Raw genomic sequence first — 20,292 nt, 5'->3', positions numbered from 1 at the left:
CCCGGCACTTCAGCCCCCCAGCTCCCGGTGCTTCAGCCGCCCAGCTCCCGGTACCGCGCTTCGAGCCGGGCCGTACCCTCCGGCGTCAGCGAGCCGTGCAGGCGCAGCCGGGAGATGCCGCCGTCCGGGTAGATGTCGACGCGGGCGTGGGTGCCGGCGGCCGGCGTGTCCAGGACGAAGCGGTGGTTGGTGTCGGGCTGGAGGCGGGTGCGCGGAAGGACCTCACGCCACTCCCCGTCCTCACCCTCCTTGACCGACACCGACGCCCAGCCCGCCGCGTTGCCCTTCAGATACGCCGTGTCGATCTCGATCGCCCGGATCTCGGACTGTTCCACCAGCCGGTAGCGGATCCAGTCGTTGCCCTGGTCGCGGCGGCGGCGCGTCTCCCAGCCGTCGTCCATCTTGCGGGAGCGGCCCGGCTGGATGGTGTTGGTGGCGGGCGAGTAGAACAGGTTCGAGGCGTCCTCGACCTGGCCGCCGTTCTCCAGGGCGACCACGTCGAAGGTGCCGAGCGCGCCGAGCCAGGCCGGGTCGGGCGCGACCTCGCCGTACACCCGCAGACGCGCGATGCCGCCGTCGGGGTGCTGGCTGACGCGCAGGTGCGTGAAGCGCTGCTCCGAGGAGACGGCGAAGCCGTTGGCGGCGTGGCCGCCGACCGGGGTGCGCGGGACGAGCGTCGTCCACTTCACGTCGTCCGCGAGGAGCTCCTCGGGCGACGGCGAGCCGGGTACGGACACCCCCTCGACGGACACCGCCTGCGGGTAGTTGCCGCGGAAGTGGGCCGTGTCGACGACGATGCCGTGGATCACTCCGGGCGCGCCGAGGCGGACGATCGCCCAGTCGTGGTCGTCGGCCGTCGGCCACGGGTGATCGGCGGAGACGCCCCGGCGCCGTCGGGTCTCCCAGCCGTCCATGATCTTCCCCTTGTGCCCGAAGTGCTCGGGGTCGAACTCGGCACGCTCGGGCACCAGGAGGTTCTCGCGCTGGGCGAAGAACTCGTCGTTGGCGGCGACGACTCCGGCGCCGAGACGGCGGTCGGCGAGGTTCGCGTACCGGGTGAAGGGGAAGTCGGCGGTGCGGTAGTCCGCGTACGGGTCGCCGCCTCCGTAAGGGTTCGCGTCGCCGGTGAAGCCGGGAAGTACCGTCACGATGATCAGGTCCGCCTTTCGGTCTTTCGGTGGTCGGTCGCTCGTGTCGCGGGAACGGATCACGGAGTCCTGGTGAGGATCGGACAGTCCTGGTGAGGATCAGACGGTCCTGGTGAGCAGCGCCCCCTTCGGTTCGGTGAACTCACCGTCCGCGACGATGCGTTCGCCGCGCAGCCAGGTGGACTTCACGACGCCGTACAGGGTCCGGCCCGCGTACGCGGTGACACGGTTGCGGTGCTGGAGGGCGGCCGGGTCGACGGTGAACGTCTCGTCGGGGGCGAGCACGGCGAAGTCGGCGTCGCGGCCGGCCTCGATGGCGCCCTTGCGGTCATCGAGGCCGACGAGCTCCGCCGTACGCGACGACATCCAGCGCACCACGTCCTCCAGACCGTGCCCCCGCCCGCGGGCCTCCGTCCAGACCGCCGGCAGGCTGAGCTGGAGTCCGGAGATGCCGCCCCACGCGGTCGCGAAGTCGTCGGTCTTCAGGTCCGCCGTGGACGGCGAGTGGTCGGTGACCACGCAGTCGATGGTGCCGTCGGCCAGCGCCTGCCACAGCAGGTCCTGGTTCGCGGCCTCACGGATCGGCGGGCAGCACTTGAACTCGCTCGCCCCGTCCGGTACTTCCTCCGCGGTCAGCGTGAGGTAGTGCGGGCAGGTCTCGACGGTGAGGCGCACGCCCGCGCGCCGGGCCTCGGCGATCAGCGGCAGCGCGTCGCTGGACGACAGGTGCAGGACGTGCACACGGGCGTCCAGCCGCCGGGCCTCCGCGATGAGGTGGGCGATGGCCGTGTCCTCGGCGTCGCGCGGACGCGAGGCGAGGAAGTCGGCGTACCGGGGGCCGCCCTGCTGCGGGGCCGCGGCGAGGTGGTGCGGGTCCTCGGCGTGGACGATCAGCAGCCCGCCGAAGGAGGCGATCTCGCCCATGGAGCGGGCGAGTCGCTCCCGGTCCAGCTCGGGGAACTCGTCCACCCCCGACGGCGACAGGAACGCCTTGAAGCCGAAGACGCCCGCGTCGTGCAGCGGCCGCAGGTCCTTGACGTTGTCCGGCAGCGCGCCGCCCCAGAAGCCCACGTCGACGTGGGCCTTGGCCTCGGCCACCGCCTGCTTCGTCCGCAGGTGGCCGACCGTGGTGGTCGGCGGCAGGGAGTTGAGGGGCATGTCGACGAGGGTGGTGATGCCCCCGGCCGCCGCGGCGCGCGTGGCGGTCCAGAAGCCCTCCCACTCGGTGCGGCCCGGGTCGTTGACGTGCACGTGGGTGTCGACGAGGCCGGGCAGCAGGACGTCGTCGCCGAAGTCCTCCAGCCGGGCCCCGGCGGGTACGTCGGCGTCGTACGGCAGTACGGCCGCGATCCGGCCCCCGGAGACCGCGACGGAGGCGGCGCGCATCCCTTCGGGGGTGACGACGCGCGTCGAACGCAGCACCAGTTCGGCTCCGGCCGATCCGTCGTCGGGCACGGGTATGGACACGGACACGCGGACCCCTCTCTCCCACCGTCCACCACCGGATTTCAACGTTCTGTTGAATCTCCGCCGAACGGAGTCTTCACTCCCCTCCGCCACCCGTCAAGAGCCACCTCGCCCGCTGTGCACCCCGATCGCCCCCTCTGTACGTTTTCACAAAGCGGAATTAACATTCCAGCAAGCAGAACGTAGCTTCGCACCAGCAGGGCGGCGACCGGCTCGGCGGTAGGCTGCTGCCTTGCCTGCCAGCCGAAAGGAACGCGCCGTGCCGACGTCCAGCGCCAGCACCACCGACAAGCCGTCCACCGCCAGCGGTGGCGTCCAGTCACTGGAGCGCGCCTTCGACCTGCTGGAGCGCATGGCGGACGCCGGCGGCGAGGTCGGTCTGAGCGAGCTCTCGGCCAGCAGCGGGCTGCCGCTCCCCACCATCCACCGACTGATGCGCACCCTCGTGGCCTGCGGTTACGTACGCCAGCAGCCCAACCGACGGTACGCCCTCGGCCCCCGCCTCATCCGCCTCGGCGAGTCCGCGTCCCGGCTGCTGGGCACCTGGGCCCGCCCCTACCTCGCCCGGCTGGTCGAGGAGACCGGCGAGACCGCGAACATGGCGCTGCTCGACGGTGACGAGATCGTGTACGTGGCGCAGGTGCCGTCCAAGCACTCGATGCGGATGTTCACCGAGGTGGGCCGCCGGGTGCTGCCGCACTCCACGGGCGTCGGCAAGGCACTGCTCGCGGACTTCCCGCCGGAGGAGGTGCGCGCCCTGCTCGGCCGCACCGGCATGCCCGCCGCCACGGAGAAGACGATCACGACACCCGACGGCTTCCTGGCCGCCCTGGAGGACGTACGCCGGCTCGGGTACGCCGTGGACGACAACGAGCAGGAGATCGGGGTGCGGTGCCTCGCCGTTCCCGTGCCCGGCTCCCCCACCGCGGCCGCGATCTCCATCTCCGGTCCCGCGGGCCGGGTGACGGAGGAGGCGACGGAGCGCATCGTGCCGGTGCTCCAGCAGGTCGCGGCGGAACTGTCGCAGGCGCTGGCGAGTTCGGGCGCCGGGGCCTGAGCGGCGGCCACCGGCCTGAGCGGCACCCCCGGCCGTCACAACGGCTCAGCGTCGCGGTGCCGACTCCCCGAACAGCTCCACCGCTCTGCGCACATCGGCGAGGCTTCTCGTGAGGGCGCTGACCGAGCCGATGGCCCCGGCCACCAGGAGCAGGGAGCGGTGCAGCCGGGACACCTCGGGGATCCCGGCCATGGTCATGGCCGCGAGCGCGGCGAGTTCGTCCTCGGCTATGGAGCGGTCGGGGAAATCGGCGGGCAGTACAGCGAGTTCACGGCGTAACCGGGAGACGGCCGACCGCAGTCCGGCCACCCTCGGGTCCTCGCCGCTGCCGGTCACCGGCCTCTGCCCCAAGCTCCGCAACACAGCTCTCCCCCCTCGCACGCCAGTGCGCGATACGCCTTCGTAACGTCTTCGTACGGAGCCCGGCGGTTCCCGCATACCGGCCGGGCTGTCAGGGATGCGGGCCAGTAAACGCCACCGGCGCCGCCCGCGCCACCTCGCGGGCCGAATTCCAGCCCCCCGCAAGCCCCCACGCGCCCCCGGAATCCCACCGGTTGCCGTACGGCCCGCCGCGGGACGCACGGCACGCTCACCCCGGGTCGGGTATGCGTCGGGTATGCAGGGGAGCATGACGGACACCTACGGGAACCGGGACGAGAGCCCGAACGGGAACCAGGACGGGAACCGGAACAGGAACCAGGACGAGAACCGGAACAGGACCCAGCATGGGACCCAGAACCGGATCCAGACCGACGACGAGGTGGTCGGCCTGCTGCTGGCCGCCGGTGGCGGGCGGCGCCTCGGGGGCCGTCCCAAGGCCCTGCTGACCCACCGGGGGCGCCCCCTCGTCGAGCACGCGGTCGCGGTGCTGCGCGAGGGCGGCTGCGCACGGGTGCACGTGGTCCTGGGCGCGCGGGCGGAGACCGTACGCGCGCGTGCGGAGCTGCCCGGCTGTGTGCTCGTGGACAACCCGGAGTGGGCGCGGGGCATGGGGTCCTCCCTGCGGGCCGGCCTGGCCTCACTGGCGGATACGGGTGCCCGTGCGGCACTGGTGATGCTGGTGGACCAGCCGGGGATCGGGGCGGAGGCGGTGGCGCGCGTACGGTCCGCGTACCGGTCGCCCGACTCGCTCGTGGCGGCCGCGTACGGCGGTGAGCGGGGCCACCCGGTGCTGTTCGGCGCCGCGCACTGGGCGGGCGTCGCCGCGGCGGCGACCGGGGACCGGGGGGCACGCGGCTATCTGGCGGCCCGCGCGGACGAGGTGGTTCTCGTGGAGTGCGGTGACGTGGCGCGGCCGTACGACATCGACACGGAGGGAGATCTGGTCCATCTCGAGTAGGCACCGCGCGCCAACTTGGCTCGAACCGGAGAATCTCGACATCAACAAATCATTGAACTTCCACCATGAGGAAACTACTATCCACTGATCAGAAGCGCCCCGTCCCCTGCGGGGGCGTTTCCTCTCCATACCCGGGAAGACTGGCACCGGGTGCCACGCTCGCTGAAGCACGCTCGCTGAAGGAAGTGACAGCTCATGTCCGCACCAGCGCCGTCCCCGCTGGCCATCGTCGACGCCGAGCCCCTGCCCCGGCAGGAGGAGGTCCTCACCGACGCCGCCCTCGCCTTCGTGGCCGAGCTGCACCGGCTGTTCACGCCCCGGCGTGACGAGCTCCTCGCCCGCCGCGCGGAGCGCCGCGCCGAGATCGCCCGCACCTCCACGCTCGACTTCCTCCCCGAGACCGCGTCGATCCGCGCGGACGACTCCTGGAAGGTGGCCCCGGCCCCCGCGGCCCTGAACGACCGCCGGGTGGAGATCACCGGCCCCACCGACCGCAAGATGACCATCAACGCCCTCAACTCGGGCGCGAAGGTGTGGCTCGCCGACTTCGAGGACGCCTCCGCGCCCACCTGGGAGAACGTCGTCCTCGGCCAGCTCAGCCTGTCCGACGCGTACACCCGGAACATCGACTTCACCGACGAGCGCACCGGCAAGTCGTACGCCCTGCGCCCGAACGAGGAGCTCGCCACGGTCGTCATGCGCCCCCGCGGCTGGCACCTGGACGAGCGCCACCTCGTCGACGCCGACGGCCGTGCCGTCCCGGGCGCCCTCGTCGACTTCGGCCTGTACTTCTTCCACAACGCCCAGCGCCTGCTCGACCTCGGCAAGGGCCCGTACTTCTACCTCCCGAAGACGGAGTCGCACCTGGAGGCCCGCCTCTGGAACGACGTGTTCGTCTTCGCGCAGGACCAGCTCGGCATCCCGCAGGGCACCGTCCGCGCCACCGTCCTCATCGAGACGATCACGGCCGCGTACGAGATGGAGGAGATCCTCTACGAGCTCCGCGACCACGCCTCCGGCCTGAACGCGGGCCGTTGGGACTACCTCTTCTCCATCGTCAAGAACTTCCGTGACGGCGGGGCGAAGTTCGTCCTCCCGGACCGCAACGCGGTCACGATGACGGCCCCGTTCATGCGCGCGTACACCGAACTCCTCGTCCGCACCTGCCACAAGCGCGGCGCGCACGCGATCGGCGGCATGGCGGCCTTCATCCCGTCCCGGCGCGACGCCGAGGTCAACAAGGTCGCCTTCGAGAAGGTCCGCGCCGACAAGGACCGCGAGGCCGGGGACGGCTTCGACGGCTCCTGGGTCGCCCACCCCGACCTGGTCCCGATCGCCATGGAGTCCTTCGACAAGGTGCTGGGCGACAAGCCCAACCAGAAGGACCGCCTCCGCGAGGACGTCGACGTCAAGGCCGCCGACCTGATCGCGATCGACTCCCTGGACGCCAGGCCCACGTACGCGGGCCTCGTCAACGCCGTGCAGGTCGGCATCCGCTACATCGAGGCCTGGCTGCGCGGCCTCGGCGCCGTCGCCATCTTCAACCTGATGGAGGACGCGGCGACCGCCGAGATCTCCCGCTCCCAGATCTGGCAGTGGATCAACGCGGGCGTCGAGTTCGAGCACGCCGGGGAGACCGTGAAGGCCACCCCCGAGCTCGCCCGCAAGGTGGCCGCCGAGGAGCTCGCCGCCATCCGCGCCGAACTCGGCGACGAGGCCTTCGCGGCCGGCAACTGGCAGCAGGCCCACGACCTGCTGCTCAAGGTCTCCCTCGACGAGGACTACGCGGACTTCCTGACGCTGCCGGCGTACGAGCAGCTGAAGGGCTGACCGTCGGATCAAGGTCCGAGCAAGGTCCGGAGCAAGATCGAACCAAGCTCGGATCAAGGGCTGCCGATCGCCCGCACGCTCACCCGTCCGAGTGGCCCAGGGACTTCCCCGGGGCCACTCGGTCGCGTACGGCCCTCTTCACGGCCGTCGGCTCCGGGAAGCCCTGTGCGCGGCGGTCCCACACCACCTCGTCGTTCACGCGGACGACGAAGACGCCGCCGGTGCCGGGTTTCAGGGACAGTTCCGTCAGCTCGGTCTCGAAGGTGGTCAGCAGTTCCTGCGCCAGCCAGGCGGCCCGCGGCAGCCAGCGGCACTGGGTGCAGTACTCGATCTGGACCGCCTGCGGGCCCTCGTGCGCGTCCGTCATCCGAGGTGCACCGACCAATCCTGTTCCGCCGCCGGCTTGCCGTGCAGATCGGGGACCCGTTTGAGCCAGTCCGGGCGGCCCTGCTGCGTACGCGCCGTCCGGGCGGCCTCCTCGGCGGCGCGTTCCTCCGGGGAGGGGAAGTCGGTGGGGAGCCAGGACGCGGAGGCCCGCACACGCGCGTGGAGGTAGTCGACGTACGCGCGCCTGACGTCGTCCGGCGTCGCGAAACCCGCCTCGCCCGCGAGCCAGGCGTCGGGGACCTCCGCCACGACCTCGCGCAGCAGCTCCTCGGTCACCCGGGGGGCCAGTTCCCGGTCCGCGGCGCGGACGTCGGGTCCGTAGTGGCCGAGGGCGTGGTGCCGGAAGTCGTACGCCTTCTCGGGGTCGGCGCCGTCCCAGCGGTGGTGGAAGACGAGCGCGGCACCATGGTCGATCAGCCACAGGCGCGGGGGTACCGTGCCGAGGGTCGGCCAGACCATCAGGTTGGAGCTGTGGACGGTGCGGTCGACGTTCGCGGTCAGGGCGTCGAGCCAGACGATCCTCCCCGCCTCCAGCGGATCGACCCGGAACGTCTTCGCGACCTCGGGCGTGAAGTCCCGCGCGCCCGGCAGATAGTCCATACCGAGGTTCACCCCCGCGCTGGCCGCGTGCAGTTCCCGCACCTCCTGGTGGGGCTCCTGCTCGGCGATCGCCGGGTCGAACCGCACGAGGACCAGCTCCGGGAAGCGCAGTCCCAGGGCGCGGGCCAGCTCGCCGACGATCACCTCGGCGACCAGCGCCTTGCGGCCCTGCGCGGAGCCCGTGAACTTCACGACGTAGGTGCCGAGGTCGTCGGCCTCGACGACGCCGGGGACGGAGCCGCCGGAGTGCAAGGGTGCGACATAGCGGGTCGCAGCGACTTCTCTCAACGCCTTCGAAGGCCCCGTCACGCTTCCACCTTACTTTCCACGGCCGCCTCCGCAGTGCCACGACCCAGCGAAACGCCCACGATCACCCTTGAAGAGAATCTGGGGAGTTTCGACCGGCACGCTCGTCTTCCCTTCTCCCCAGCAGTCCGTCGAGGGCGGTGCGGCCCTCGCTGCCGGCCTCCGGCATGAAGTGAGCATAGTAACCAAGCGTGACAGCCGGAGAGGAGTGCCCGGGCCGACGCGCCAGCGTCACCACGGACTCCCCCGCCTCCAGCATGATCGAGGCGTAGGTGTGCCGCAGCACGTGGAAACCGTCCTTCGGCGCTGCCTCCCACTGCCACTTCTTCGCTTCCCCGGAGCGAGGCGGACCCGGCCGACGGCGCTGCGCGCCGGGCACGCACGCTGATCCGGCCGGGCTCCGTGCACCGGTCCGCGCGGGGCAGGCCCTTTCTCACGCCCCGACGGCCGCCTGCAGCTGCGTGGCCATGAGGCGAACGACCGCCGCCTGATGGTGCGCCAGGAAGAAGTGGCCGCCGGGGTAGACCTTCAGTACGAAGGGGCCGTCGGTGTGCTCGGACCAGGCCTCGGCCTCCGCCACGGTGACCTTGGGATCGTCGTCGCCGACGAGGACGGTCACGGGGCAGCGCAGGGGCGGCCCGGGGGTCCAGGCGTAGGTCTCGGCCGCGCGGTAGTCCGACCTGATGGCCGGAAGGATCATGCGCAGCACTTCCTCGTCGCCCAGCAGGTGGGGGTTGGTGCCGCTGAGGGCGCGCATCTCGGAGACGAGGCCGTCGTCGTCGCGCAGATGGACCGTCTCGGTGCGGTGCCGGGACGGGGCACGGCGGCCGGAGGCGAAGAGGGCGGCGAGCGCGGTGCCCTGCTCCTGTTCCATCCGGCGGGCGACCTCGTAGCCGAGAGAGGCACCCATGCTGTGGCCGAACAGGGCGAGGGGTCGGTCGGTCCAGGGCAGAAGAGCCTGGTAGACCTTGTCGGCCAGCGCCGCCACGGTGTCCAGAAGCGGTTCGCCGCGGCGGTCCTGGCGGCCCGGGTACTGCACGCAGAGCACCTCGACGTCCTCGGGCATGGAGCGGGAGACCGGGAAGTAGAAACTGGCGGAGCCGCCCGCGTGGGGCAGGCAGACCAGCCGGACCGGGGCGTCCGGGCGCGGGTGGAATCTGCGGATCCACAGGCCGTTGTCCTCGATGAGCGGAGCATCCATGGGGTCGTTTCCTTTTCGATTCCGGCTCGGCCACCCACCGTGGCGGGGTGGCCGTCATCGGGCGGAGAAGCGGGCGGGGCGGCGGAGGCCCCGCCCGCCGCTCGTCAGGAGCCCGTGATGTCCTCCTCGATGATGCGCTCGACGTTCCGCTCCGCCAGCGCCGTAATGGTCACGAACGGGTTGACACCGATGCTGCCGCTTATGAGCGAGCCGTCGGTCACATAAAGGTTCCTGTATCCGTCGACACGGCCGTAGTTGTCGGTGGCCTTGCCCAGGACGCAGCCGCCGAGCGGGTGGTAGCAGAAGTCGTCGGCGAAGGCCTTGATCTGCGCGCCGAAGAGGTCGTAGCGGTAGATGGTGCCGTTCGCCGCGTTGATGCGGTCGAACAGCGCCTTCGTGGCCGCGACCGCGGGCGCGTTCTGCTCCCGGGTCCAGCGCAGGTCGGCCCGGTCCTTGGCGGCGTCGTAGACGAAGGTGCCCCGCTCCGGGTTCTTGGTGATGGCCAGGTAGAGGCTGACCCAGGTCTCGAGGCCGGCCGGCATGGGGGCGATCTCGGCGAAGACAGGGCTCTCCGGGTTGTCCCAGTCGTCGATGCCGAGGGCGGGAATCGAGGACTGCTTGCTGCCCGTGGTGTTCCACACGTGGTTGGCGCGGGCCGTCATGATGTTGCCGTTGGGCCCCCAGCCGCCGCCGATCTCGGAGCTGAGGTCCGGGAGCGTCCCGGTCTCCCGGGCGCGCAGCAGCAGTTCGGTCGAGCCGAGGCTGCCGGCGCCGAGGAAGAGATGACGGCAGGAGATCTCCTTGGTCGCCAGCAGCTTGCCGTCGGCGTCCTTCTGCTCGACGGTCAGCAGGTACGTGCCGTCGTTCCGCTGCCGGATCGTCTTGACCTGGTGCAGGGTCTCGATGACGACGTTGCCGGTGCCCAGGGCGGCCGCCAGATAGCTCTTGTCGAGGGAGACCTTGCCGTGGTTGTTGCCGTAGATGACCTCGGCGGCCAGCGCGGACTTGGGGACCGTGCCGTCGGCCTCACGGCGCATGTAGTCCCAGTCGTAGACGTTGGGCACGAAGGTGGTGCCAAGGCCCGCGTTCGCGGCCTGCTCACGCCCGACGCGCGCGTATCTGTACCAGTCGGTCTGCTCGAACCAGCCCTCGTCGATGTTTTTCACCCGCAGGCCGGCGTTGGCGCGCGGGAAGTAGGTGCTGTACATCTCGTCGGCGTCGACCTGGGGCAGTACCTCCTCGAAGTACGAGCGCCGGGGCGTGACGGCCATGCCGCCGTTGACGAGCGAGCCGCCGCCGACCCCGCGTCCCACGTACACGGACATCTGCTCGAAGTTGACCCGGTCCAGCACACCCGCGTAGGGCTCGATGTCCCGGTTGGCGAGATCGAGCCAGAGGAAGGAGCCCAGCGGGGCCTCGGTGCGGGTCTTGAACCAGCTGGAGCGCTTGTCGGGCGCGAGCGTCCCGGTGAACACCTTGCCGTCGGGACCGGGCTGGTTCCACAGCTGTCCCATCTCCAGCATCACGGTGGAGACCCCTGCCTCGCCGAGGCGCAAGGCGGAGACGGCCGCGCCGTATCCGGTGCCGATCACGACGGCAGGAACGAACGCGCCGTCGGAGACACCGGCCGCGGTGGCGGCGGCCGCCCGGGGCGCCGCGGCGATCGTGGTGTGCCCTGCGAGTGCGGCGGCACCCAAGGCCGTGAGGCCGAGCATGCGGCGGCGCGACAGAGTCTGGTGGGCGTTCACACTGAGCTCCTGAACGTATGGGGGCGTTGGAAGAAGGGAAGAGGGATCGCGAGGCCGGCCGAGCGACCGGTCCGGGGCCGCCCGGCGCCCGCGCGGACCGGGGCGGGCAGGGGTGAGGGGCTCGGCGCGGGCCCCGTGTCCGTTCACTTCACGAAGTCTTCGACGACCTCGGGCGGCCAGGCGCCGGCCTTGAGCGCGCCCATGGAGTAGGCGCGGGAGACCAGAGCGGTGCGGTTGGGGACCTTCAACTTCCGCAGCAGGCAGGTGACGTGGTACTCGACGCCCTGCCGACTGAGGTAGAGGCTCGCCGCCAGGGGGACGGTGGCGACGCCGGCGGCGATGCCTTCGAGAATGCGGGCGTCCATCGCGGAGAGGATCTTCTCGCGCTTGGCCACCACACGCGTCTCCTCGCCGTCCCCGGCCGTGGGCATCATGACCAGTATCGCGGTCGAGTCGGGCGGGCCGCCACGCACCGCGACCGCGGTGAGGGGGACGGTGAAGGCGGACTCCTCACCGTGTCCCAGGGCGAGGACGGGTGTGACGAACCGCTGGTGCCTGCCTTCCAGCAGTTCGGAGAATTGACGCACCAATGGCTGCTGCACGCTCGGGTGCACCACGTCGCGGAAATTACGGCCGCATATGTCCTCGGACGAGCCGTTGAATTGCCGGAAGAACTCATGGTTCGCCTGCTGGATGGTCAGCGTGTCATCGAGGCTCGCCATGCACAGGCCTGGAGCTGCAAGTGCCGGACTCAGCAAGAGGGGGCTCCCTGTCGGAAATGTGAGCGCAAGACCGATTCGGAGGCTGGTGACCGGCCGTCAGGACCGCCGGCAGGGGCGTCATCGGCCCTGGACCAAAATATCTCCGGACTCTCGGAACATCCTGCGTCACAGGCCTTGCAACATCTTGTTCGAGTCGCTGGCGACCTCTTTCCGCCACCCGTAGTCGCTTTCCGGCCCTTCTGGGGAAACCTTGCCCGCTGCCTGCCGAATTCTTGCCGGTTGGAAACACCCTGCCCGTAAGAGGCTCCTCCGGCGCCGAAACCCGCAGGGAACGGCCTCCGGGCAGCCGCCGCAGGTCCTTCGTGGGCCTTTCGAGGCACGCCGTGCGGCCGGTCCCGGGCGGCCCAGGCGTACAGGACGGTGAAGAATGGCCGCGGCGCGACTTCTCTCCTGCTTCCCGGTTTGCACGGCACTTCCCCGACGGCAGGAAACAGAGACTTAACCGGGAGTTCACCCGTGTTCCCGGCCGTTCGGTAAGCGGGCCCGAACAACCGGAGCTGCTCTTCGGACAGCCGGTCCCACTGCCTTGCATACGGGCTGCGACCCCGAGCCCCCAACTCCTCGACCGGCGCCCCGTCGCCACCCCGCCTCGGCGGTATCGACGATCCGGCGTCCACGGCACGCACAAGGGCCATCTTTTACGGCACCGGGAACAGGATTACGGTGCCATCGTAATCAGTCCCGCACCGCTGCTCCAACCGCTGCTTATCTCCTGCGACAGGACTCGATCTCCGAAATTGGGGGCATTGCCATGCCGCACCTCCGACTGCCGGCGGGTCGCCCATGACCAGCGTCCCGGCCAGCCCCTTCCTGAGCGTCCTGGGACCCATGTCGGCGCGGCTCGACGGGCACGACCTCCCGCTCGGTCCACCACGCCGGCGGACGCTGCTCGCCCTGCTGCTCATCCGCCTCGGCCGCGTGGTCCCCACCGAGCTGCTCATCGAGGAGCTGTGGGGCGACGCAGCGCCCCGCCACGCCGTCGCCACCCTGCAGAGCCTTGTCTCCCATCTACGCCGGGCCCTGCACACCGCGGCAGGGACGGGCAAGCACTCGGTGCTGCGGCACAGGACGCCCGGCTACGTCCTCGATCTGGACCCCGAGCACGTCGACGCCGTCCGCTTCGAACTCCTGGTCACCGACGGACGGCGGCTGCTGGAGCAGAGCGATCCGCACACCGCGCTGGCCCGGCTCACCGAGGCGCTCGGACTGTGGCGCGGCACCCCGTACGCGGAATTCGACGGCCACCCGCCGCTCAGCGACGAGAGCGCCCGCCTGGAGCAGATCCGGCTCACCGCCGTGGAGTCCTGCGCCGAGGCGAGGCTGACCCTCGGAGCGGCCGAGGACGTCGCCACCGATCTGGACGGGGAGGTGCGCCGCCACCCCACGCGGGAGCGGCTGGTCGGCCATCTGATGACGGCGCTCTCCCGGCTAGGCCGGCAGGCCGAGGCCTTGGAGGTGTACGAGCGGACACGCAGCCATCTTGTCGAGGAGTTCGGTGTGGACACCGCGGCCGAGCTGCGCCGGGTCAGGGACGCGATCATGCGTCAGGAGCCGGGCGCGGGCGCTGCTTCCGAGATGCTGCCGCCGGTACCGCGCGCGTCCGCCGCTGCACCGCCCGCAACGCCCGTCCCACCCGTGCGGGACGGAACCGGGGTCGGCGTGACGCTCGTCACGGCGCGCGGGAACGGCGAGGCGGGGGCGGCCGCCGGAGGGGACGGGGCCACGGGGAACGGCACGCGCCCGGAGGTGCGGCCCGACATGCCGCCGGAAGCGTGGGCGGATGTCGTCGGGACGCCGGACGGGACCGGCCGGTGGCGGGCGCCGGCCTGGCCGGCACACGGACGGGCGGACGGTGCGGAAGCCGGCGCACACCCGGAGCCCGGGCAGGGGTGGGCGGCGGCCCCTTCGCCGTTCACCGGCCGCGGCCCAGAACTGGACCGCCTGACGGCCGCCGCCGCCGGCGCGGTCGTGGGCAACGGCCATGTGGCCGGCGTCCTCGGTCCTCCGGGGATCGGGAAGACGCGCCTGCTCCTCGAACTCGCCGCACGCCTGAAAGGCATGGAGGCGCGGGAGAAGACTGCCGGGCCGGAGGCCGTATGGAGCCACTGCTTCGCCGGCGAGGGCGTCCCCGCCTACTGGCTGTGGACCCAGATCCTGCGGCGGCTGGCCGCCACCCGGCCCGATGCCTTCCGCGCGGCGGCACAGCCGTACGGCGACCTTCTCGCCCCGCTCATGCCCGAGCGGTCTGCGGCCCGGGCCACCGACGAAGGCGCCCTCCCGGCCCCGTCCCGGGCCCTCTTCCTCACCCATGACGCGGTCTGCGAGGTACTGCTCGAACTTGCCGCGCAGCACCCGCTCGTGCTGCTCCTGGAGGACCTGCAGTGGGCGGACACCGCCTCCCTGGACCTGCTCAGGATGGTGAGCACCCGGTGCCAGGGCAGTCCGCTCGGCATCGTGTTCACGGTCCGGACGTTCGGGGCCGATGCGCATGCGACGCTGCACCGCAAGGTCGCCGACGTCCTGCGCGGCCCCAGGGCCGAGACCCTGCGGCTGTGCGGTCTCTCCGCGGACGCCGTCGGCGCTCTGGTCGAGGCGCACGCGGGGCCCGGTGTGGCCCCGGAGGTCGTCGAGGTGCTGCACCGGCGCAGCGAGGGCAACCCGTACTTCGTGATGCAGTTGCTCTCCCTCTTCGGCGATGCGCGTAAACTCCACCACCCGGACGCGGTCGACGCGCTCCTGACCCACATTCCTCCCGGCGTACGTGAGGCACTGCACCAGCAGTTCGCCGAGCTGCCCGAGCCGGTGCTGCGCGTGCTCCGGCTGTGTGCCGCCATCGGCGCCGAGGTGGACACCGACCTGCTGCACCGGACCGCCGCACCCGGCGAACCCGTCGCCGCCGGACTGCAGTCGGCCGTCCGGGCCGGGCTGCTCGAGGAGGACCCGCACCACCCGGGGCAGCTGCACTTCGTCCACGCCATGGCTCAGGAGACGCTGCTGGACCAAGTGCCCACGGCCGACCGCCAGCGCCTGCACGCCAGGATCGCCGACGCGCTGCGCTCACGCCGGCGCGGGCAGGTGGGCGACGAGGAGATCGCGTCCCTGGCGCACCACAGCTGGCACGCCAAGGACGCGCTGCCCCCGGCCCAGGTGCTGCCCCGGCTGCTGCGCGCCGCGGAGCACGCCGAGCAGTCGCCCGCGTACGAGCAGGCGGAGCTGTGGCTGCGCCGCGCGCAGCACCTGATCGCCTTCCTGCCGCCGGACGACCCCGCCACGCTGCGGCTGGAGCAGAAGCTGCACATCGAGCTCGGCCAGGTGCTCGCCACCACGCGCGGCTACGGCCACCGCGAGGCCGAGACGGTGCTGACGCGCGGCCGCGCCCTCGGCAGCGCCGCGCAGGCTCCCGAGGATCCGGCGGTCCTCTGGGCGCTGTTCGCGGCACACCTGGTCACCGGTCGCTACGACACCGCACGGCAGCTCTCCGGCCTGCTGCGGGACATCGCGCTGCGGACCGGGGACCCCGTGGCGGTGCTCGGCGCGGCGTACGGTGAGGGGACCGTGCTCCATGTCCGCGGGATGCTGCCGCAGGCGCTCGCCGAACTCGGGCGCGGCGTCGCGGTGGCGGACCGCCTGGCCGACGAGGGACAGGCGCCGACGCCCACCGCCTTCCAGCACGACCCGCGTGTCTCCATCCGCTCCTACGACGCCCTGACCCACTGGCTCGCGGGGAACCGGCGGGCCGCCGACGCACGCAGGCGCGAGCTGCTGGGACTGACCGAATTCGGGCACAGACCCTCCGACCGCGCTCTCGCGCTGTACGTGGACGGGCTCGTGGCGGCCTGGGAGGGCGACACGCGCACCGCGCTCGCCTCGGGCGACGAGGGACTGCGCATCACAGGCGAACACGGACTGCACTACTGGAGGGCGATGCTGGGCATCGTGAGGGGGTGGGGCCTGGTGCACGCGGGGGACCACGACGACGGCCTCGCCCTCATGCGCACCTCCCTGGCCGGGCTGCGGCAGTCCGGCACGTCCTTACGCCGCCCCGTCCATCTGGGGCTGCTGGGCCAGGCGCAGCACCACAGCGGGCGCACAAGGGAGGCCAGGGCCACCTTCCGCTCGATGCTGGCCGCTGTCGAACAGCATCAGGAGCGGGCGTACCTCGGCCCCGAACTGCCGGCGACGCGGCTGCTCGAGGAACTGCTGGGCCAGGGCGACGGCGACCGGCCCGGTCCGCCTGCCTCCCCGTCCCCGTGAGGCGCCGCCGCGGAGTCCCGGCGAGCGGTGGCCCCGGCCGCCTGGTACCGGCGGAGCCACCGCTCGCACGGTCGTGCGCGCCACGCCTCACGGCGGGGCCGCTCAGTCCTCGTGGATCTCGACCGCCTGTACCGGGCAGGCCATGGGGACGTCGTGGACGCGCGGGTCCTCCGTTCCCTCCTCGTATCCCGGAACCAGGGTGACCAGCGCGTCGTCGTCCTGCGTGAAGACGCCGGGTGCGGTCATGGCGCACTGGCCGGAGCCGATGCACCGGTCTCGGTCGATGGTGATGCGCATGGCGTGACCCGCCTTCCTATCCGTCCGTTCCGTTGCTGCTGCCCGTCCGGGTCCTCACCAGGTGACGGGGAGCTCGACCGGGCCCTGGGCGTCGTGCCCGGCCTTGATGGGCACCTCGTCCAGGGGGACGGCCGGCCGCAGGCCGGGGATGCGGGTGAAGAGCGTGCTCAGGGCGATCTCCAGCTCGGCGCGGGCGAGGTTCTGCCCCAGGCACTGGTGGATGCCGTGGCCGAAGCCGACGTGGTGGCGGGCGTGGCGCCGGGCGTCGAAGACGTCGGGGTCCTCGTAGGCCTTGGCGTCGCGGTTCATCAGGGTGATGGAGACGACGACCGCGTCCCCGGCCTTGATCGTCGTGCCGCCGACCTCGATGTCCTCCTTGGCCATCCGGACCATGTAGTCGGAGACGGAGGTGAACCGCAGCAGCTCGTCGACCACGCGCGACACCGCGCCGGGGTCCTCCAGCAGCACCTCGATCTGCTCGGGGTGCTGCATGAGCGCGAGGGCCCCGAGGGAGATCGCGTTGACGGTGGTCTCGTGGCCGGCCACCAGGAGGACGAACGCGATCATGACCACCTCGTTGTGGTCCAGCCCGCCCTCCTCCAGCTGGCGCGCGATCAGGTCGTCCAGCAGGCCGTCCTGCGGCTCGGCCTGCTTCTTGACGACCAGGCCGTGCAGGTACTTGTACAGCTCGGCGAAGGCCGCGTCGGCCTCGGCCGAGGTCGCGGCGCCCACGAAGTTGCGGGAGGACTCCTCGAAGAAGTCGTGGTCGTCGTAGGGGACGCCGAGGAGTTCGCAGATCGCCATGGAGGGCACGGGCAGAGCGAAGGCGGACACCAGGTCCGCGACCGGTCCCTTGGCGAGCATGTCGTCCACGAGCCGGTCGACCAGGCTCTGCAGGCGGGGCCGGATGGCGTTCATCCGCTTGACGCCGAAGCTGGGGATCAGCATGCGCCGCTGCCTGGCGTGCAGCGGGTCGTCGACGCCGATCAGCGGGAACGCCAGGCCGGCGCGGTCCTCGGTGCGCCGGACGACGACGGGGAAGGCCGGGTGCCCCCAGTCGGAGGAGAGCCGGGGGTCGGCGAGCAGCGCCCGCCCTTCGGCGTGCCCGGTGATCAGCCAGGCCGGCCGGCCGTCGAACAGGGTGACCTGCGTCAGTGGGGCGTCGCCCCGCCACTCCGTGTAGGCCTTCGGCGGCTGGTAGGGGCAGGTCCGGTCCTGGGGGAAGGAGGGGACCGGCTCGCCGGGACGGCGGATCTCGGTCTTGGTCATGTCATGCCTTTCGGGCCATCGGGGCGGCGGCTGCCCGGCGGTACGGGAACGGCTGCGGGCGGGGCGTCACCAGGTGACGGCCAGCTCGTGCACGCCGTAGAAGACCATGTCGTGGCGGAAGCGGAGCTCCTCGACGGGCTTGGCCAGCCGCAGGGTCGGGAAACGGCGGAACAGGGTCTCGAAGGCGATCTGCAGCTCGATCCGGGCGAGCTGCTGGCCGATGCACTGATGGGCACCGAAGCCGAAGGCCAGGTGGGGGGCGGGCCGGCGGGTGATGTCGAAGCGTTCCGGGTCCTCGACGAAGGCGGGGTCGAAGTCGGCGGCGAGGACGTGTGTGACGACCTGCTCGCCCGCGGCGATACGCACGCCGCCCAGCTCCACGTCCCGGGTGGCGACGCGCTCGCCGCCGAACTGGCCGATGGTCAGGTACCGCAGCAGTTCCTCGACCGCGTTGCCGATCAGCGAGGGGTCCTCGCGCAGCAGGGCCAGCTGGTCGGGGCGGTCCAGGAGGAGGGCCGCCCCGAGGCCGAGCATGCAGGCGGTCGTGTCGTGGGCGGCTATCAGCAGGGTGCCGGCCGCGTTCATCAGGAACATGTCGTCGATGACGCCGTCGGGGTCATCGGTGGTGGTCAGCGCCGAGATCAGGTCGTCCCCGGGGCTGGCCCGGCGCTCCTGGACGAGTTGGTAGAGCAGCCCGCCCAGACGCATGCCGGCGGCCTCCGTGGCGGCGACGTCCTGGTCGACCCGCATCATCGCCTCGGCGATCTCCTGGAACTCCGGCCGGCGCTCGACCGGGACACCGAACAGGTCGGAGATCACCATGGAGGGCACCGGGTTGGCGAAGGTCTTCACCAGGTCGACCGGGCCGCCCTGCGCCTCGATGGCGTCGAGGTGCTCGTCGACGATGCGCTGGATGTTCGGCCGCAGCGCCTGCATGCGCCGGACGGTGAACTCCTTGGCGAGCAGCTTGCGGTCCATGGTGTGCTCCGGCTCGTCCTGCCAGAGCAGGCTGCCGCGGCCGGGCTTCTGGGTGACGACGCCGTCCTGGGTGTGCAGCGCGTGCGGCACCTGGACGCTGAACGAGGGGTCGCGCAGCGCGGCACGTACCTGCTCGTAGCCGGTCACCAGCCAGGCTTCGTGGCCGCTGGTGAAGGTGGCCCGGGTCACCGGGGCGGTGGCCCGGATGTCGGCCAGGCCGTCCGGCGGCAGGAACGGGCAGCTGCGGGCCTTGGGAACGGCGGGCGCGGCGGTGGGCTCGGGCATGACTCTCCTTGCGTTGATGGTTCGTTGTACGGAGGTGGAAGGGGTGGAGGGTGGTTCGGCGGGGCCGGTCAGGCGGCGGGCAGGGCGAGGGTGGTCTCGCCGCGCCGGGTCGCGTTGACGAGGGCGGCCATGTTCCCGGACGGGTGCACGTTGTCGTGCATCATCTGGTGCATCCGCCCGATGTCCCGGAAGCTCTCGCAGGCGGACAGGCAGGGATCGAGCATTCCGGCCCCGACCAGCTCGATGACTTCGCGGCACTCACGGGTGCCGGCGTAGTGCGAGCCCTGGAGGCGCTTGGATCGCATCCACAGGTGGCGCAGGTCGATGTCCCCGTTGTAGCCGGAGGTGCCACCGCAGATGACCACCATGCCGGCGTTGTCGCACAGGTACATCGAGGTGGGCAGGGTGTCCTGGCCGCTGTGCTCCAGCACGATCCGCGGGGATTTGCGCTCGCCGAGGATCTCCCAGATCTTCTTGCCGACCCCGCGGGCGCCTTGCAGGAACCGTTTGGAGCCCTCGACGTCCGTGGAGTCCGGCAGCCGGCCCCAGTGGTCGAAGTCGCGGCGGTTGATGGTGCCGGCCGCACCGAGGCTGCGGCAGTACTCGGCGCGGTCCTCGCTGGAGACCACGGCGATCGGGACGCCGCCGGCGAGCTTGACGAGCTGGATGGCCATCGAGCCGAGGCCGCCCGCACCGCCCCAGATGAGCACGGGGTCACCGGGGCGGACGGTGTTGCCCTGCCAGCCGAACAGTTGCCGGTAGGCGGTGGGCCCGGTGAGCAGGAAGGCCGCGGACTCCTCCCAGGACAGGTGGGCGGGCTTGGGGTGGCACTGGTACTCGTCGACGCGGCAGAACTGGGCGAAGGAGCCGAAGTTGGTCTCGTACCCCCAGGCCTTGATGCTCTCCGAGGTCAGCGGGTCGGCGCCCATCCGGATGTCCTCGGCGGTCTCGTCCCACTGGCCGCTGGTGAGCAGCACGTGGTCGCCCACCTTGACGTTGCGGACGCCGTCGCCGACGGCCCACACCACGCCGGAGGCCTCCGAGCCGCCGATGTGGAAGTCCTCGGCCGCGCCCTGCCGCTGCCGCATCCCGATGACATCGACGGGTCGGCCCAGCGAGGACCACACGTTGTTGTAGTTGATGCCGGCGGCCATCACGTAGACCAGCACCTGGCCCCGGCCGACCTGCGGGGTGTCGACGACCTCGGTGCGGAACGCCTGCTTCGGCTCACCGTAGCGGTCCTGGCGGATCACCGCGGCGTACATCTGCGCGGGTACCTCGCCGAGCGGCGGAAGCTCGCCTATCTCGTACAGGGTCTTCGTCATGTTCTCTCCTACCTGTGTT

Annotated in this window: 16 protein-coding genes; 4 read left to right on the top strand and 12 right to left on the bottom strand. The window is 71.5% G+C overall.

The features are described from left to right. Positions 1-32 precede the first annotated feature (32 nt). Together alc and allB are read right to left on the bottom strand one after the other, a co-directional pair. Positions 33-1,148, bottom strand: coding sequence for an allantoicase (alc, locus tag IE242_RS34480; RefSeq protein ID WP_189866541.1), 1,116 nt, complete (start codon positions 1,146-1,148; stop codon positions 33-35). A gap of 99 nt (positions 1,149-1,247) precedes the next feature. Next, positions 1,248-2,621, bottom strand: a complete 1,374-nt coding sequence (gene allB, locus IE242_RS34475; protein ID WP_506417259.1) for an allantoinase AllB — start codon at positions 2,619-2,621, stop codon at positions 1,248-1,250. A gap of 253 nt (positions 2,622-2,874) precedes the next feature. On the opposite strand from allB, the gene IE242_RS34470 reads away from it, so the two are divergent. Next, complete coding sequence (locus IE242_RS34470) at positions 2,875-3,672, top strand: IclR family transcriptional regulator (protein WP_189866539.1); 798 nt, start codon at positions 2,875-2,877, stop codon at positions 3,670-3,672. Positions 3,673-3,717: 45 nt separating this feature from the next. Here IE242_RS34470 and IE242_RS34465 read toward each other — a convergent pair whose 3' ends face one another. Then, complete coding sequence (locus IE242_RS34465; protein WP_189866537.1) at positions 3,718-4,035, bottom strand: DUF5955 family protein; 318 nt, start codon at positions 4,033-4,035, stop codon at positions 3,718-3,720. A 265-nt stretch (positions 4,036-4,300) separates the two neighbouring features. Between IE242_RS34465 and IE242_RS34460 the strand changes: the two genes are divergently transcribed. After that, on the top strand, positions 4,301-5,011 hold the full coding sequence (locus tag IE242_RS34460) for a nucleotidyltransferase family protein (RefSeq protein ID WP_189866535.1): 711 nt from the start codon (positions 4,301-4,303) through the stop codon (positions 5,009-5,011). Between the two features lie 195 nt (positions 5,012-5,206). Then, the gene (gene aceB, locus IE242_RS34455; protein ID WP_189866533.1) at positions 5,207-6,841 is read left to right on the top strand and encodes a malate synthase A; all 1,635 of its coding nucleotides are present in this window, start codon (positions 5,207-5,209) and stop codon (positions 6,839-6,841) included. Between the two features lie 79 nt (positions 6,842-6,920). On the opposite strand, the gene IE242_RS34450 is transcribed toward aceB, so the two are convergent. The 5 genes from IE242_RS34450 to IE242_RS34425 form a co-directional block, all read right to left on the bottom strand. After that, positions 6,921-7,208, bottom strand: a complete 288-nt coding sequence (locus IE242_RS34450; RefSeq protein ID WP_189866531.1) for an Rdx family protein — start codon at positions 7,206-7,208, stop codon at positions 6,921-6,923. Beyond that, positions 7,205-8,137, bottom strand: a complete 933-nt coding sequence (locus IE242_RS34445) for a HipA family kinase (protein WP_229859822.1) — start codon at positions 8,135-8,137, stop codon at positions 7,205-7,207. The genes IE242_RS34450 and IE242_RS34445 overlap by 4 nt, the downstream gene beginning before the upstream one ends. Before the next feature lie 430 nt (positions 8,138-8,567). Next, positions 8,568-9,335, bottom strand: coding sequence for a thioesterase II family protein (locus tag IE242_RS34435; RefSeq protein ID WP_189866527.1), 768 nt, complete (start codon positions 9,333-9,335; stop codon positions 8,568-8,570). Positions 9,336-9,439: 104 nt separating this feature from the next. Then, the gene (locus IE242_RS34430) at positions 9,440-11,050 is read right to left on the bottom strand and encodes a GMC oxidoreductase (RefSeq protein WP_189866610.1); all 1,611 of its coding nucleotides are present in this window, start codon (positions 11,048-11,050) and stop codon (positions 9,440-9,442) included. A gap of 176 nt (positions 11,051-11,226) precedes the next feature. Beyond that, positions 11,227-11,805, bottom strand: a complete 579-nt coding sequence (locus IE242_RS34425; RefSeq protein ID WP_189866525.1) for a LuxR C-terminal-related transcriptional regulator — start codon at positions 11,803-11,805, stop codon at positions 11,227-11,229. Between the two features lie 843 nt (positions 11,806-12,648). On the opposite strand from IE242_RS34425, the gene IE242_RS34420 reads away from it, so the two are divergent. Continuing rightward, a complete protein-coding gene (locus IE242_RS34420; RefSeq protein ID WP_189866523.1) occupies positions 12,649-16,119 on the top strand; it encodes an ATP-binding protein in 3,471 nt (1,156 codons plus the stop codon). A gap of 102 nt (positions 16,120-16,221) precedes the next feature. On the opposite strand, the gene IE242_RS34415 is transcribed toward IE242_RS34420, so the two are convergent. The 4 genes from IE242_RS34415 to ccrA all read right to left on the bottom strand — a co-directional run bounded on the left by IE242_RS34415 (position 16,222) and on the right by ccrA (position 20,273). Continuing rightward, entirely contained in the window at positions 16,222-16,416 is a 195-nt protein-coding gene (locus IE242_RS34415) for a ferredoxin (RefSeq protein ID WP_189866521.1), read from the bottom strand. Between the two features lie 54 nt (positions 16,417-16,470). Further along, positions 16,471-17,685, bottom strand: a complete 1,215-nt coding sequence (locus tag IE242_RS34410; RefSeq protein ID WP_189866519.1) for a cytochrome P450 — start codon at positions 17,683-17,685, stop codon at positions 16,471-16,473. A 66-nt stretch (positions 17,686-17,751) separates the two neighbouring features. Next, positions 17,752-18,948 carry a cytochrome P450 gene (locus IE242_RS34405; protein WP_189866517.1) on the bottom strand — a complete coding sequence of 399 codons (1,197 nt, stop codon included), beginning with the start codon at positions 18,946-18,948 and terminating at the stop codon, positions 17,752-17,754. Between the two features lie 68 nt (positions 18,949-19,016). Then, entirely contained in the window at positions 19,017-20,273 is a 1,257-nt protein-coding gene (ccrA, locus tag IE242_RS34400; protein WP_189866515.1) for a crotonyl-CoA carboxylase/reductase, read from the bottom strand. Between the last annotated feature and the right edge of the window lie 19 nt (positions 20,274-20,292).

The sequence above is a fragment of the Streptomyces poonensis genome, assembly GCF_014650915.1.
Classification (GTDB): Bacteria; Actinomycetota; Actinomycetes; order Streptomycetales; family Streptomycetaceae; genus Streptomyces; species Streptomyces poonensis.
Note: the sequence above shows the minus strand (reverse complement) of the source record. Positions and strands in the feature narration are given on the sequence as shown.